Origin of the sequence: Ilyobacter sp. (assembly GCF_041583315.1) — a bacterium.
Taxonomy (GTDB): domain Bacteria; phylum Fusobacteriota; class Fusobacteriia; order Fusobacteriales; family Fusobacteriaceae; genus Ilyobacter.
Genome location: NZ_JBFHGC010000008.1, coordinates 1 through 14,621, shown reverse-complemented (window position 1 = coordinate 14,621; position 14,621 = coordinate 1). Strand labels below are relative to the sequence as shown.

Below are 14,621 nucleotides of genomic sequence, written 5' to 3'. Positions count from 1 at the left end.
GATTTGTCTATTCCTCAGGATTTTATTCCTCCTTTCTGAAATACTTAAAGGAACTATACAGAAAAGAAACCTTTGAATCTACAAAGAAATCCATACCTATTTTTATTATATCAGGAGGAGCAGACCCTGTGGGATTATATGGATCTGGAGTCAGAAAGTTGCTGAAATTCTATAAAAAAAACCAGTTTAACTCTGTAAAATTGAAGCTTTATACCGGTGCAAGACATGAAGTTCTAAATGAAATAAACGGTATAGAGGTCTTAGAAGATATAAAAAACTGGATAGAAAATTGAAAATAGGAGGTATTACCCTCCTATTTTTTCACCCTTTATATTCCAGATCTCTTGTGCATATTTAGCAATGGTATTGTCAGATGAAAAATGTCCCGACATAGCTATGTTTACAAGACATTTTTGAGTCCACTTTTTCTTGTCTTTATAAAGTATTTCTACTTTTTCCTGGGCTTTTACATAGTCCTGGAAATCTTTTAAAACAAAGTAGTAGTCATTTTTCTCTGTAAGTTCTTTGTATATTTCCCCAAACTCAGTTGTAGAAACGCCTAGAGTTCCGTCAACAAGAGTTTCGATTAATCCTGCTATTTCAGGATTTTCTCTGAGGAAACTTAGAGAGTTGTATTTGTTTGAACTATAGAATTTTAAAACTTCTTCTGATGTAAGACCGAAAATAACTATATTATCATCACCGACAAGTTCTTTTATCTCTATGTTTGCACCGTCTAAAGTGGCCAGTGTTATAGCACCGTTCATCATAAATTTCATGTTTCCTGTTCCAGATGCTTCTTTTGAAGCAGTGGATATCTGCTCACTTACATCAGCAGCAGGAATTATTTTTTCAGCTTTAGTGACATTATAGTTTTCTATGAAGACTACTTTAATCTTACCGTTCACTTCAGGATCATTATTTATCAGTTCTCCCAGGGTGTTGATAAGTTTTATCGTTTTTTTGGCAAATGTATAAGCAGGTGCTGCCTTGGCACTAAAAATAAAAGTTCTAGGATGTATATCGAAACTTTTATCTTTTTTTAGTTTCTTATAGAGATAAAGAATATGCAGACAGTTTAAAAGCTGTCTTTTGTATCCGTGAATTCTCTTTACGTGAATATCAAAGATAGAATCAGGATCAATAACAATTTTATTTTTTTCAAAGATATATTTGGAAAGAGCTACCTTATTTTCATGTTTTATCTCTTCCAGCTTGGATAAAACCTTTTTATCATCTTTGAATTCCATCATTTTTTCCAAGTCCACAGGATTTTTTACCCAGCTATCCCCTATACAGTCAATTATAAGATTCGTGAGAGCTCTGTTACTCTTTATCAGCCACCTTCTGTGAGTTATCCCGTTGGTCTTATTGTTGAATTTTCCAGGGTAAAACTCATTGAAGTCTTTGAGTTCCTTTGTTTTCAGAATCTCAGTATGAAGTGCTGCCACACCGTTTACAGAATGACTTCCCACAATTGCCAGATTGGCCATTTTTACCATTCCGTTCTCGATTATAGACATTCTTCCCACTCTGTCCCAGTCTCCGTACTTAGCGATGATCTCCTGGCAAAATCTTCTGTTTATCTCTTCGATTATCATAAACAATCTCGGAAGAAGTTTTTTAAATACAGGAGCAGACCACTTTTCAAGAGCCTCGGCCATGATTGTATGATTTGTATAGGCGCAGACCTTGGTTGTTACCTCCCAGGCTTCCTTCCAGTTTAGACCATCGACATCCATGAGTATTCTCATGAGTTCAGCCACTGCCAGGGCAGGATGTGTATCGTTTATATGTATAGCCACATAATCGTCTAAATGTTTAAAGTCTACCTTGACCTCTCTGTGATAATTTAGGATAGACTGCAGGCTGGCACTTACAAAGAAATACTCCTGCTTCAGTCTCAGCTGTCTTCCGTTTTCTGTAGAATCATCAGGATAGAGCACTTGTGATATAAGCTCTGCGGTATATTTTCCTTCTACAGACTGGAGATAGTTTCCGCTGTTGAAGTTTTGAAAATCAAATTCATCTGTATCAGCTTCTGAACTCCATAACCTCAGTGTGTTGACCGTATCATTTAGATAACCTGAAAGGGGAATGTCATACGGGACGGCTTTTACAGTGTAAAAATTTTCATGTACAACTTCTAGCTCATGATCTACCTCTTTCATATAAGCATTTCCGCCAAACTGTATTTTTACACTTCTGTTTTCCTTTCTCACTTCCCATGGGTAAGGTTCTTTCAGCCAAGGGTCAGGCATCTCTACCTGATACCCATTTTTTATTTCCTGCCTAAACATACCGTATTTATATCTTATACCGCAACCGTGTCCGGGAAGCTCAAGGGCTGCCAGTGAATCCATAAAGCAAGCAGCCAGTCTTCCTAATCCACCGTTTCCAAGACCTGCATCAGGTTCTACTTTTATAAGTAGGTTTAGGTCCATTTCCATATCTGCTAAAGCCTCTTTTGCTATGTCTGATATTCCAAGATTAATCAAGTTTTTTTCAAGAAGCTTACCGATTAAGAATTCCATTGAAAGATAATAAACCTGCTTTACCTTCTTATCCTTATACTGCTGATTTGTTTTAAACCATCCTTCTGACATGTAATCTCTTATTAAGTTGGAAAAAGCTATATATTTTTGAATATCAGAAGCATTATGAAAATCCTTAGAGTACAAGCTTTTTAGTTTTGCGGCAAAGCCGTCTTTTATCGTCTCTTTTGTAAATTCCAATTTAATCAACTCCCCACGTTTCAACCCAGTATTTCTTTATAAAAAGATTTATAATTTTTTGCAGCATGGCTCCAGCTATTTTTCTCATTCATACCCCTAAGAACGAGTTCTTTCCATGCTTTTTTATTTTGATAGACACCCACAGCACGTCTTATAGTTTCTAACATCTCGTGGGCATTGTAATTTGTAAAAGTAAATCCGGTTCCTTGATTTTTCTTTGCATTATAAGGTTTTACAGTATCTTTTAAACCTCCGGTTTCTCTGACTACAGGCACGGAACCGTATCTCATTGAGATCATCTGGGAAAGTCCGCAAGGTTCAAAAAGTGAAGGCATCAAAAACATATCAGATGCAGCGTATATTTTTTTTGCCAGAGCATCATTGAAAGTAATGTTAGAAGACAGCTTTGACGGATAAACTTGTGAATAATACTCAAAAATATCCTCGTAATCCTCATCCCCTGTACCTAAAATTACGATTTGCAGGTCCAGCTGAAGAAGTTCCTGAAGCACATGAGTTATAAGGTCTATCCCTTTTTGTCTCACCAGTCTTGTAATGATACCTATCATAGGAATATCCTCTGATACAGTCAGTCCCAGTTCTTTTTGGAGGGCCAGTTTATTTTTTACTTTTTTCTCTATCTTACTCTGGCTGAACTTGGTATCGATATCTTTATCTGTTCTAGGGTTAAAAATATCATAGTCGATTCCGTTTACTATTCCAGAAAGTCTGTTGTCGATCATACGGAATAGGCCATGGAGATTTTCTCCGTAAAACTCCATTTTTATCTCTTCTGCATAAGCACTGCTCACAGTAGATACGTAATTTGAAAAATTGATTCCTCCCTTTATGAAGGATATAGCATCAAAAAATTTCATTGAATCTTCTCTGAAATAGATGTCGTGAGAAAGACCCAGGACATCATCTAAAGTTTCCATTGAAAATACACCCTGATATTTCAGATTGTGTATGGTAAAGAGGGTTTTGACATCCTTATACTTATCGTTTCTCTGGAGTTCTTTCAGATAAACAGGGGTAAGTCCAGAATGCCAGTCGTTACAGTGGATAAGATCAGGTTCAAACTTCATGACTTCAAGGGCTGCCAATACTGCCTTTGAAAAGAATCCGAATCTTTCACAGTCATCAAATTCACCGTAGATATTATCTCTTTTAAAATAGTGCTCATTGTCAACGAAATAATACTTTACGCCATCATATTCTAACATGTCTATCCCGCAGTATTGATTTCTCCATGAAAGTTTTACATATGTATGTCCCAGGTGTTTCATTTTGCTTTTGTATTTATAATCTATTGCCTTGTACTTAGGCAGTATTACTCTTATATCTACCCCGGATTTAATAAGTGATTTCGGCAGAGAATGAGATACATCTCCTAGTCCACCTGTTTTAATAAAAGGCCATGCTTCACCAGTTACGAATAATATTTTCATTTTAATTCTTTCCTCCTTCCCCTATTTATAGATCTTCTAGAGGCCAATAAAGTTCCTTGAATCGTTCTGAGTTGATTCCTATTTTCTTTTCAATGACAAGTGGAAATGCCACTGAAGCTTTTAATTCTTCTCCCTCAGCGATTACTGTGTTCTTATCAATTACTACATTTTTGAGTTTTGAACCTTTTTTTATAGTGCAGTCTTGAAGGATGACGCAGCCTTCTATCTCGGTCCCAGCTTCGATTTTTACATGTCTTGAGACAATGCTGTTCTTTACTGAGCCCTCTATAGTACACCCGTTTGCAATCAGTGAGTTTGTGACATCCGATCCCTTTTTAAATAAAGAAGGCGGAGTGTCTTTTATTTTTGTAAGTATTCTTCCGTTTCTGAAGAACAGATCTCTTCTTACATTTGTGTCAAGAAGATCCATGTTAAAGTTGAAGTATTCTTTTGTAGAATTGATACATCTCAGATAACCTTCGAATTCAAGGCCTTTCACCTTATATTTCTTGACGTTGTTGGAAACTAGTTCTTTGAATGAAGTGTATGATCCTTTTTGAGTAGCCTCACAGATCATTTTTATGAGGGTATTCTTGTTCATGATGAAGCCCTCTAATGATATTTTTTCTTCTTTTTTAAAGTGAAGGTTTTTACCGACACCTTCTACATAGCCGTCTTCATTAAGATCCAGGGTATCACATCCGTAAAAACTTACATCTGCATTTTTTACGTTTTTATATATGATAGAGATATCTGCTTCGCTTTTTTCATGTTCTTTTATGAATTTTTTGGCATCCATGCTGCACACCATGTAAGATGTGGTTACAAAAACGTGGTCCTGTTTGCTTCTGTAAAAGTATTCTAGATTGTTTTCTAAGATTGAGATGTCTGCACGTGAGCTTTCTCCACCTGCAAAGTTGAAAACAAACATACCGTCTATTTTTCTGTCTAGATCCCAAGGTCCACCGCTTCCGAGGTGGTCTACCAGAGATCTGCTGTTTTGTCTGCCTACAAAGAGTCCGACATTTCTCATGCCTGCATTGACCATGTTAGATAGGGCAAAGTCAATAACTCTGTATCTTCCACCTACAGGAGTGGAGGCTATGTTTCTATTTTTAGTAAGCCCTCTTATATCGTCGTCTTTTTCCGTTAGGAGTATCATCGCCATATAGTTGTTTGTCATTTTAAACCTCCTCTTTATTTTATGATCTGATTTTTTTGTATGATTCTGTTATCTTCTATTACTTTTATCTCTGTTCCGTCCCCTATAGCAGAGTGATCATTTATGATTACATTTGATCCGACGATTGATTTTTCTATAACTACGTTGTCCCCTATAGCCGTATCAGACATAATAACTGAGTTTCTGATTTTAGAATTTTTACCTATGCATACTCCTCCGAATATGATAGAGTTTTCTACCTCTCCTAAAACATCACAACCTTCCACAATAAGAGAGTTTGTTATTTTAGCATTTTCACCTACATATTTAGGCGGATATGCCTTTTGAGGTGAGTAGATTTTCCATTTTCTATCAAAAATGTTTAACTCATTATTTGGGTTTAGGAGGTCCATATTTGCTTCCCATAAACTATCGATAGTCCCTACATCTTTCCAGTAACCTTCATAAGGATAAGCCATCATTTTGTAGCCGTCATTGAGCATTTTCGGTATTATATCTTTTCCAAAGTCATGACTCGACTCTTTATTTTCTTCATCTTCTATTAAGAATTTTCTGAGAAGGTCCCATCTGAAGATATATACCCCCATAGATGCAAGAGTACTCTTTGGATTCGCAGGTTTTTCCTCAAATTCATAGATTGTGTAGTCTTCTCTGGCATTCATGATACCAAATCTAGAAGCTTCTTCTATTGTTACATTTATTACGGCGATGGAAGCATCTGCTTTCTGTTCTTTGTGGAAATCCAGCATTTTTGCATAGTCCATTTTATAGATATGATCTCCAGAAAGTATGAGAACATATTCAGGATTAAATTTATCAATATAATTGATATTCTGATGGATAGCGTGAGCTGTTCCCATGTACCAGTCTCCACCGTCCATGCTCGTGTACGGCTGAAGTACGGATACCCCGCCATCTTGTCTGTCTAAATCCCACGGAGCCCCTATACCAATATGGTTGTGTAGGGCAAAAGGTTCATACTGTGTAAGTACCCCTACAGTGTCTATTGCTGAGTTTGAACAGTTACTCAGAGCAAAGTCGATTATTCTGTACTTTCCTCCGAATGGCACAGCAGGTTTTGCTATTTTTTCTGTAAGAGACTTCAGTCTTGTACCCTGTCCCCCTGCAAGAATCATTGCTATAATGTCTTTTCTAGCCATTGCTTTTCCCCCTTTTATTTAATTGTGCTTTATAGAATACCGCTGATAGAGGCGGAATATCAATCATGATGCTATACTTCATTTCATGCCAAGGTTCAAGCATAGGGTGAAGCTCTCCTGCATTTGTCATACCAGTGCCTCCATATTCATGAAGGTCGCTGTTGAATACCTCTTCATATATTGCAAAGCGAGGTACTCCCAATCTATAACCTCTTTTAGGAACAGGTGTGAAGTTGAATACACCGATTATAAAATCTTCCTTGTCCTTAGCCTTACGAATAAAGGAAATAATACTTTCCTCATAATTCAGACAATCTATCCATTGAAATCCCTCATGGGAGCAGTCATTTTCCCAGAGAGCTTTTTCTTTTTTATAAAACAGGTTGAGAGCTCTCGTATATTTTTTCATCTCTTTGTGTTTCTGATATTCCAAGAGGTTCCAGTCAAGGTCATCATAGTATTTCCATTCTACAAACTGACCGAATTCACCACCCATAAACAATAGTTTTTTACCTGGATGCAGCATGGTATATCCGTAAAATGCCCTCAAGTTGGAGAATTTTTCTTCATATGTACCTGGCATCTTGTCCAGCAGTGATTTTTTCCCGTGGACGACTTCATCGTGTGACAGGGGCAGTACATAGTTCTCTGAGAATGCGTACATAAAGGAGAAGGTAATATAATTATGATGCCACTTTCTGTATAGAGGGTCTAGCTCCATATAAGCCAGCATGTCATTCATCCATCCCATATTCCATTTATATGTAAATCCCAGTCCTCCCACATATCCTGGTTTTGTAACAAGAGGCCATGCTGTAGATTCTTCAGCAGCAATGTATACTCCAGGAAACTCTTCAAGAATGGATTTGTTTAGCTCTCTCAGGAATTCCACGGCCCAGAGATTTTCGTTTCCGCCATACTCATTTTTAAGTTCCGGATGGTCGCCTTTTTTTCCATAATCCAGATAGATCATATTTGCCACGGCATCAATACGCAGTCCGTCTATGTGAAACTCCCTTATCCAATAAAGGGCGTTTGAGATAAGAAAACTCTTTACCTCATTTCTGGAGAGGTCAAAGTTTGCTGTTCCCCAGTCATAATTTTCTCCCAAAAGTTCCCACTGGTATTCGTAAGTAGGAGTTCCGTCAAATCTGTAAAGGGCGTGACTGTCCTTGCAAAAATGCCCGGGAACCCAGTCTAGTATAACCCCTATATTTTTTTCATGCATTTTATCCATAAAGTACTTAAAATCTTCTGGTGTACCGTATCTGCTAGTTACAGAATAATAACCTGTCCCTTGGTATCCCCAGGAAGCGTCGAGAGGATATTCTGACACAGGCATAATTTCAATATGAGTATACCCCATATATTTTACATATTTTGAGAGTTCGTCTGCGATCTCTCTGTAATTATAAAAACACTCATGATTTACTTCAATTAGACCTGATGAATGGTCAGCATTCTCAGTGTTATTTTCTGAGATTTTTTTCTGTTTCCATGAACCTAGATGCAGCTCATAAATATTCATCGGACTTTCATAATGATTGGTATTTTCACGTTTTTTCAGCCATTTACTGTCTTTCCAGTTATATTTCTCCAGACCATGTATCACAGATGCTGTATTAGGTCTCATCTCAGAATAAAAAGCATAGGGATCACTTTTCTGTACTCTTTCTCCAAACTGAGTCTCTATGTCAAATTTATAAATTTCTCCTTTACCTATTCCGTCTATTTCAACTTCCCATATTCCTTCGTTGTTTATTTTTGACATGTGATTACTAGAGGGGTTCCAGTTGTTGAAATTTCCTATGACACTTACAGATTTTGCCCTAGGTGCCCATACTCTGAAAAAAGTTCCTTTTTTTGTCAGATGTGCTCCCATATACTCATAGGTTCTTTTGTGTTCTCCTCTGTGAAAGAGGTATCTGTCTATCTCCGTTTTATTGCTCATTGTACCTCCTCTCGGTTATAAATATGCTCTCTATAATAATACTTCAAATTATTGATTTTCTTTTTATATTTTTTATAATTTTTTTTACAGATCTCCTCTATATATATGAAAATCACTAGGATTTTATTATTTTTTTATACTAAATAAGAGAAGGATTCCCCCTTCTCTTATTTAGTATACTGACGACAGTTTATTCTCAAATTTTCATTACGATTGGAAATATTCAAAGAAAAAGTAGATTCGTTTGCCAATGTTGTTAATAAGTATATCACCATTAGTATATTTAAATCAAACAGATATTCTGAAAAAAAAGAGACTTTTTATGGTCAGTGTTTGACCGTTTCCATCTAAGATTGTTTTTCTAAAAAGATGAAACTAAATTTTATGGGCTTTTTATTTGATATTTATAAAAGGTTAATTAAGGAACTATAAAAAAACAGTCGAAAATTATTTCGACTGTTGATTTATTATTTTATGCATACGATACATATAGTCACTTTTAAGAACTCTTCTCTCTTCTCTCAATTTAACTGATTCTTTCTGCATCTGATCAAATTTTTTCATGTCGGGATTTTTTGAAAGCATGCATTTATTCATTTCAGACCTTAGGTCCCTCATTCGGTTATTTATAGATGCTTCTTTATGAAGAAGCTCGGCTCTCAGTTCCATCATACGTTCTTTTTGATCAGGACTCAGATCTTCAAAATCTACGCTCTCTTTCATCATGTTGTTTTTTCCTTTATTTCCCTTAGAGGGAGCTGCATTTATAGACACTACAAAGATCATAAAAACAAAAATCAAACTTAATTTTTTTATCATGTCTGATCCTCCCTCCCTTCAAACCAAAATACGAGTCCTTTTTCGATTTTGTTCACTCCAAATTCATAGCCGTGGTTGTTTAGAATCTCCTTTACCAGTGTCAGTCCAAGACCGGTACCGCTGTCTCTCGTTCTTGATTTATCCAATCTAAAAAAAGGAATCCACAATTTTTCTAAATCTTCTTCACTCACTTTACAGTCGTTGGAAATCTCAAATCTCAGATTCTTGTTTACCTTCTTTAGTTTTACACTGATAGAACCCTTTTCCGTTACATATTTGACAGCATTGCTTACCAGATTTCTTATTACCATGGAGATTTTATCGTGATCCCCTATAATCTGTCCCTGGTCTATCTCTGTTTTTAAAGTTACAGACCTTTTGGATATGAGCAGAGAATTTATATTTATCTCTTTTTCTATCATCTCTTTGAGGTCTAAAGTACTCATGTTAAAATCATCATAACCCCGTTCCATCTTGGACAGAAACAGTAGTGACTTTACAAGCTTATCCATTTCAGTGGCCTCATCTTGTATGATCTCTAGATAAAGATCCTTTGTTTTCTCGTCAGAGGCGATACCAGCCCTTAAGCCTTCCGTATAGTTGCTTATCACAGCTATGGGAGTCTTCAGCTCATGGCTTACATTGGAAATAAATTCCTTCCTCATTTCGTCTATAGTCTTTTCCCTTTCGATGTCTTTCAGAAGTATCTTGTTTGCTTCTAAAAGTTTTTCCTTGGCTGAACTGAGCTCTAATATGTTATTTTCAAGGCTGTCTGACATTATGTTTATACTTTCACCCAGATCGGATATTTCATCCTTTGATTTTTTTATAAATCTTTTAGAAAAATCAAATCTTGCCACTCTGTGGGCCAGCTCTTGTATCTCTATGAGAGGCTTGGTTATTTTACCAGAAAAAAGTTTTACCAGAATGATGCCCAGGATAAAAGCGGTAAAAATTATTTTCATGTGATAATTGTTTATCATGTCCATCTGTTCTTTCATTATGTCTACGGGTGTACCGACTGCCAGCAGTCTTTTGCTGTCATAAGCGGTAAACAAAATGAGTGTCTCCACTTTAAAAAATCTTTCAAAGTTTTTTTTATAAAAATAACTTCCGTTATTTTCTGAAAGAGAAAAGATTTCCTCTCTGCTGGCGTTGCTTATCATTAAAAATTCAGGATCTATAAAATCAAAGGGTAAAAGATCAATTTTAACATTGTTTTCTTCCTCTAACCTTCCTAAATCAAGGTCATATCCTGCAGTTTTTATATATTCTGCCAGCTCCAGAAGTTTAGCTTTTTTCATATTAAAATAATACTTTTCAAAATGTATTTCGTTGAAAACGTACATTGATAAAGTGATTATCAACATTATCAAAGAAAAAAGAAAAAATAATTTATTTTTTATATTCACTTATGACACCTCAAATTTATAGCCTACGCCTCGTACAGTTTCGATATATTCTCCATTAAGTTTTTTTCTTATTCTTTTTATCTGAGAGTCCACCGCTCTTTGGTCTCCCTCGTAGTCATATCCCCACAGTGAGGTGATTATTTTTTCTCTGCTTAGTGCTATTCCTCTGTTTCTTACAAAATATAAGAGCATCTCATATTCTCTAGGCGATAGTTCCAGTGTCTCTCCAGAAAAAGTAACAACATGGCTGCTGTCGTTTATTATAAGTTTACCCATGTTGATAACTGAATCAGCATTATTCCTTCTCAAGAGGGCCTTTACCTTTGCCATGAGGATCCTTAGGGACACAGGCTTTGTTATGTATTCGTCGGCTTTGAGTCCGTATCCTTTTAGGATATCATCTTCATTGCTCTTTGCTGTGAGCATTATTACCGGGATATTTTCCTGTTCACTTCTGATCTCTCTGCAGACATCCCAACCGTCTAATATTGGCATCATTATATCCAGTATTACCAGGTCTATCTTGTTGTTAAAGAAAAGTTCAATGGCCTCTTCACCGTTTTCAGCCTCTATAACCAGGTAGCCTTCTTTTTTTAAAAAATCCGATGCTATTCTCCTGAGTTTCCAATCATCTTCTGCAAGAAGTATTCTTTTGTCCATTCTTTCCTCCAATTGAAACATTCTAAGTCTTTATTTTAAAGAGTTTTCTCTGCTATTATTATTCTCACTACATCAAAGAAAAGATCTCTTCTCTCTGTTATTTTAAATCCGACACTTTCTATATTTTCCTGAGTTTTTCTCACCATGGAAGTTCCCAAAATGAGTTTTGACATGACGGTCAACATAAAAAGAATGATGTTTACCAGAGGATTTCTGCTTCTCATATGCTCTAAAAAGAGCACCTTCCCTCCAGGTTTCAAAACCCTGTAAACCTCTTTTAATCCAGCTATGGGATCAGGGACAGTGCAAAAAACACAGGTGGATACAGCACAGTCAAAACTGTCATTTTCAAAGGTCATATTTTGAATATCCATCTCTTCAAGTTTTATATTTTTAATATGATTTTTTTCAATTACATTTTTTGATTTTTCCAGCATTTTTCGGCTGAAATCGATACCGGTTACAGAGAGGTTTTTAGAATAATACGGGAGATTTGCTCCAGTCCCCACACCTAGCTCTAAGACCTTCCCGCTGGCTAGAGCGATAAGACCTTCTCTGTGTTTGTTGAAAAACATCATTTGTTCCATTTTATCATAATTTTTAGCGACTCTATTATATTTATCTTTTGTTTCCATACACGACTCCCTTATAAGTTATTATCCTCTATTTCTGTGACGATTTCGTGTCAATATTTAGAAAAGGTTGTTTTAGAAGAAAATAAAATTTCTGAGACCACTCCTCATTATATCCTGGAATACCGTATTTTGGAGTTGAGATTTCCCCCTGTTTGGTAAAGCTTTTGAAAATTTTATCCCATATGATGAGAAAAGAGGAGTAGTTTGAGTTGCTCTCTTTGTATTTTATAGAATGATGTATTCTGTGAAGATACGGAGTTACGATCACCTTAGAGAGCATCAGGTCTAGTTTTATAGGGATTCTTATATTGCTGTGGTGGAAATATATATTGCTGTTTAGTATTATCTCATATAAAAGAACCGCCTCTGCACTCAACCCCAGTATAATTAAGGGGATCAGCTTGAAAAGATTGCCAAAAAAAATCTCTATAATGTGAAATCTAAGGGCTGAAGTGGAATTTAAAAATCTGTCTGTATGGTGGACATTATGAAACCGTCTCAAAAAATTTATATTGTGAAGGAGTCTGTGCCAGGTATAGTTTATGAGATCAAGTATCAGGATTTCAGATATCAGCACTGTATTTTTGTTCCACTGAACCATATTAAAAAGCCCTATGGTATTTCTTTCTGCAAATGATGCCGCGGTGTAGACTGTAAATACCGCAATAAGACGTCCCAAAACAGTGTTTATAATTCCCAGTTTTATATTGGTTCCATCGTGTTTTTTTGATCGGTTACTATTATCCATCTGAGGCAGGACTCTTTCGAGGGTAAAAAATATCAGAAATACAAATAAAAGTAAAATTGCTCTGTTCAATTTCATCACCTCAAAAATAGACTTTTATAAACTATATAATAAATTATACTGTATTAACAACTTTTTTTAATATTAGAACAAAAAAAAATAGAACTTTAAAAAAAAGTCCCTGAATAATCAGGGACTGACAGCTTAGTGTCTTTTTATTTTGAGATTTGTTTTCTCAGGAAGCTTGCTCAGATGGATATGTCTGTGTTCTGCTACAGTTGACAATCTGTCTATAATAGCTCCTAAGTCTGACGAATCAAAGACCTCTTTAAATTTTTCATTCTCCGATAAGATATCTTTAAATTCATAGATACATGGACTTTGGGGTTTAAAAACTATGGCATCTGAATAGATTTTTTCTCCTAATATCTCGCTTAAAATCTCTGCTATTGTCATGGTAAAAACACCCTCAACTTCCACAGTATTTCTCGAATGGCTTATCTCAGTACGATATTTAGGCTCAAACCTTTTTTCGATTGTGGAATAGGAATTTTGCATACTCATGTAATCCCCTCCTTAATATAAAGCATTTTTGTATCTATAAATAATTTACAATTTTTTTTACAAGAATCCTCTAAAAAAAATAAAGGCTTTCTAAATAGTTTCAGTCAATATTTATAGTCAAATTTTAATACCATTCTTCCGTCAGATTCTTCTTCTACAGGTCCGATCTGATAATTTTCATATGCGACCTCTAAACTGAGGTCATTTATGTCCACTCCGGCTCCCACACTGTAATACCTGCTGTCTGTGATGTTTGACACGCCTATTTCAGTGGATGTTTCATCTGCTATATAGCTATACCCCATATTCCCCTTTAAGTAAGGAGTCGCGGTACTGCCTTCATAAAGCTTGTATTTCATCTCAGCATATACAGGGGTTGCCTTAGACTCATCCGTCAGCTGAAGGCTGTGGGAGGCTACTCCCATCTGTACATTGCCGTATTCGATCCCTTTTACATCTTCAGAGAAAATTTTAATAAAACTAACTGCTGAAAATATAAAAATTATAAATGTCTTTCTCAAGGTGTTGCCTCCTAGTAATAATATCAAGGGTTACAGATAAATTTTATCATTTTACCCAGAGGGTGTCAATTCTTAGTGGTTTTATTCAGGTAGTAATTTACCCCTATAGCATTTTCCAGATTCAGTATAGCCTCGTTCTCTTTGAAAAGGTATTCTTCAATGAGGATAAATACATCTTCATCTTCCTTGTAAATATACCTGAATTCCAGGTCATCTATGTGATTCCTGTTGCATCTGTTTTTTATAAATGTTTCATCTGCTTTAAAATATTTTTTTAAAATCTGGCCTTCTACTTTTTTTAAGACACATGGAAAGTGATCTTTTTTTAATATTATTTCTGTTATTTCCAGTTTCATAACAACATCCCTCCCTTAGAAAGATATTCTTATTTAAAAGATCACATCCTTTTTTATATTTATGCTTATTCAGATGTGAAATTTAATGTGAAGACTGTAAATTAAAATGGGCTGAATTCAGCCCATTTTAATTTATTTGATCTCGTCATTTTCGTCATATTCCATCATATGATCTTGATATTTTTCATTCATTTCTACTCTGTATCTGAGCATATTTTTTTCCATTTCACTCTGAAGTTTTATTTTTTTCTCTGTTAACATTTCTAGTTTTTTCATGTCTGGATTTTTTTGGAGCATTTCTCTGTGCATCTCAGTATTGATCTCTCTCATCTGAAGTCTGTATTCGGCAGACTGTCTTCTGTAAAGATTGTTTTGATTTCTGAATTCCTGCTCTTGTGCCGGAGTCATTTGTCTTTTATACTGAGATCT

Annotated in this window: 15 protein-coding genes; 1 reads left to right on the top strand and 14 read right to left on the bottom strand. The window is 35.6% G+C overall.

Annotation, left to right across the window (positions count from 1 at the left end):
* A partial coding sequence (locus tag ABZA26_RS00785; RefSeq protein WP_372712616.1) for an alpha/beta hydrolase occupies window positions 1–293 on the top strand: 293 nt, incomplete at its 5' end.
* A 12-nt stretch (window positions 294–305) separates the two neighbouring features.
* On the opposite strand, the gene ABZA26_RS00780 is transcribed toward ABZA26_RS00785, so the two are convergent.
* The 14 genes from ABZA26_RS00780 to ABZA26_RS00715 all read right to left on the bottom strand — a co-directional run.
* Window positions 306–2,735, bottom strand: coding sequence for a glycogen/starch/alpha-glucan phosphorylase (locus tag ABZA26_RS00780; RefSeq protein ID WP_372712615.1), 2,430 nt, complete (start codon window positions 2,733–2,735; stop codon window positions 306–308).
* Between the two features lie 20 nt (window positions 2,736–2,755).
* Window positions 2,756–4,186, bottom strand: a complete 1,431-nt coding sequence (gene glgA, locus ABZA26_RS00775; protein ID WP_372712614.1) for a glycogen synthase GlgA — start codon at window positions 4,184–4,186, stop codon at window positions 2,756–2,758.
* 25 nt (window positions 4,187–4,211) lie between these two features.
* Complete coding sequence (glgD, locus tag ABZA26_RS00770; RefSeq protein ID WP_372712613.1) at window positions 4,212–5,369, bottom strand: glucose-1-phosphate adenylyltransferase subunit GlgD; 1,158 nt, start codon at window positions 5,367–5,369, stop codon at window positions 4,212–4,214.
* Between the two features lie 14 nt (window positions 5,370–5,383).
* Complete coding sequence (locus ABZA26_RS00765) at window positions 5,384–6,529, bottom strand: glucose-1-phosphate adenylyltransferase (RefSeq protein WP_372712612.1); 1,146 nt, start codon at window positions 6,527–6,529, stop codon at window positions 5,384–5,386.
* The gene (gene glgB, locus ABZA26_RS00760) at window positions 6,522–8,480 is read right to left on the bottom strand and encodes a 1,4-alpha-glucan branching protein GlgB (RefSeq protein WP_372712611.1); all 1,959 of its coding nucleotides are present in this window, start codon (window positions 8,478–8,480) and stop codon (window positions 6,522–6,524) included. The genes ABZA26_RS00765 and glgB overlap by 8 nt, the downstream gene beginning before the upstream one ends.
* Window positions 8,481–8,927: 447 nt before the next feature.
* Entirely contained in the window at window positions 8,928–9,299 is a 372-nt protein-coding gene (locus tag ABZA26_RS00755; RefSeq protein WP_372712610.1) for a Spy/CpxP family protein refolding chaperone, read from the bottom strand.
* The gene (locus ABZA26_RS00750; RefSeq protein ID WP_372712609.1) at window positions 9,296–10,603 is read right to left on the bottom strand and encodes an ATP-binding protein; all 1,308 of its coding nucleotides are present in this window, start codon (window positions 10,601–10,603) and stop codon (window positions 9,296–9,298) included. The genes ABZA26_RS00755 and ABZA26_RS00750 overlap by 4 nt, the downstream gene beginning before the upstream one ends.
* Before the next feature lie 108 nt (window positions 10,604–10,711).
* Window positions 10,712–11,371, bottom strand: a complete 660-nt coding sequence (locus ABZA26_RS00745) for a response regulator transcription factor (protein WP_372712608.1) — start codon at window positions 11,369–11,371, stop codon at window positions 10,712–10,714.
* A 35-nt stretch (window positions 11,372–11,406) separates the two neighbouring features.
* Entirely contained in the window at window positions 11,407–12,006 is a 600-nt protein-coding gene (locus ABZA26_RS00740) for a class I SAM-dependent methyltransferase (RefSeq protein WP_372712607.1), read from the bottom strand.
* A gap of 28 nt (window positions 12,007–12,034) precedes the next feature.
* Window positions 12,035–12,823, bottom strand: coding sequence for a sterol desaturase family protein (locus tag ABZA26_RS00735; RefSeq protein ID WP_372712606.1), 789 nt, complete (start codon window positions 12,821–12,823; stop codon window positions 12,035–12,037).
* Between the two features lie 132 nt (window positions 12,824–12,955).
* Complete coding sequence (locus ABZA26_RS00730) at window positions 12,956–13,315, bottom strand: hypothetical protein (protein ID WP_372712605.1); 360 nt, start codon at window positions 13,313–13,315, stop codon at window positions 12,956–12,958.
* 104 nt (window positions 13,316–13,419) lie between these two features.
* Window positions 13,420–13,836, bottom strand: coding sequence for a hypothetical protein (locus ABZA26_RS00725; protein ID WP_372712604.1), 417 nt, complete (start codon window positions 13,834–13,836; stop codon window positions 13,420–13,422).
* A 65-nt stretch (window positions 13,837–13,901) separates the two neighbouring features.
* Window positions 13,902–14,192 (bottom strand): hypothetical protein, encoded by a 291-nt coding sequence (locus ABZA26_RS00720; RefSeq protein ID WP_372712603.1) that lies wholly within the window; start codon window positions 14,190–14,192, stop codon window positions 13,902–13,904.
* Window positions 14,193–14,324: 132 nt separating this feature from the next.
* A partial coding sequence (locus ABZA26_RS00715) for a hypothetical protein (RefSeq protein WP_372712602.1) occupies window positions 14,325–14,621 on the bottom strand: 297 nt, incomplete at its 5' end.

What these genes read in the sequence shown, in the direction of transcription:
- glgA (WP_372712614.1), bottom strand. Translation starts at nt 4,186, where the DNA reads ATGAAAATATTATTCGTAACTGGTGAAGCATGGCCTTTTATTAAAACA.
- glgD (WP_372712613.1), bottom strand. Translation starts at nt 5,369, where the DNA reads ATGACAAACAACTATATGGCGATGATACTCCTAACGGAAAAAGACGAC.
- ABZA26_RS00765 (WP_372712612.1), bottom strand. Translation starts at nt 6,529, where the DNA reads ATGGCTAGAAAAGACATTATAGCAATGATTCTTGCAGGGGGACAGGGT.
- glgB (WP_372712611.1), bottom strand. Translation starts at nt 8,480, where the DNA reads ATGAGCAATAAAACGGAGATAGACAGATACCTCTTTCACAGAGGAGAA.
- ABZA26_RS00755 (WP_372712610.1), bottom strand. Translation starts at nt 9,299, where the DNA reads ATGATAAAAAAATTAAGTTTGATTTTTGTTTTTATGATCTTTGTAGTG.
- ABZA26_RS00750 (WP_372712609.1), bottom strand. Translation starts at nt 10,603, where the DNA reads ATGAAAAAAGCTAAACTTCTGGAGCTGGCAGAATATATAAAAACTGCA.
- ABZA26_RS00745 (WP_372712608.1), bottom strand. Translation starts at nt 11,371, where the DNA reads ATGGACAAAAGAATACTTCTTGCAGAAGATGATTGGAAACTCAGGAGA.
- ABZA26_RS00740 (WP_372712607.1), bottom strand. Translation starts at nt 12,006, where the DNA reads ATGGAAACAAAAGATAAATATAATAGAGTCGCTAAAAATTATGATAAA.
- ABZA26_RS00730 (WP_372712605.1), bottom strand. Translation starts at nt 13,315, where the DNA reads ATGAGTATGCAAAATTCCTATTCCACAATCGAAAAAAGGTTTGAGCCT.
- ABZA26_RS00720 (WP_372712603.1), bottom strand. Translation starts at nt 14,192, where the DNA reads ATGAAACTGGAAATAACAGAAATAATATTAAAAAAAGATCACTTTCCA.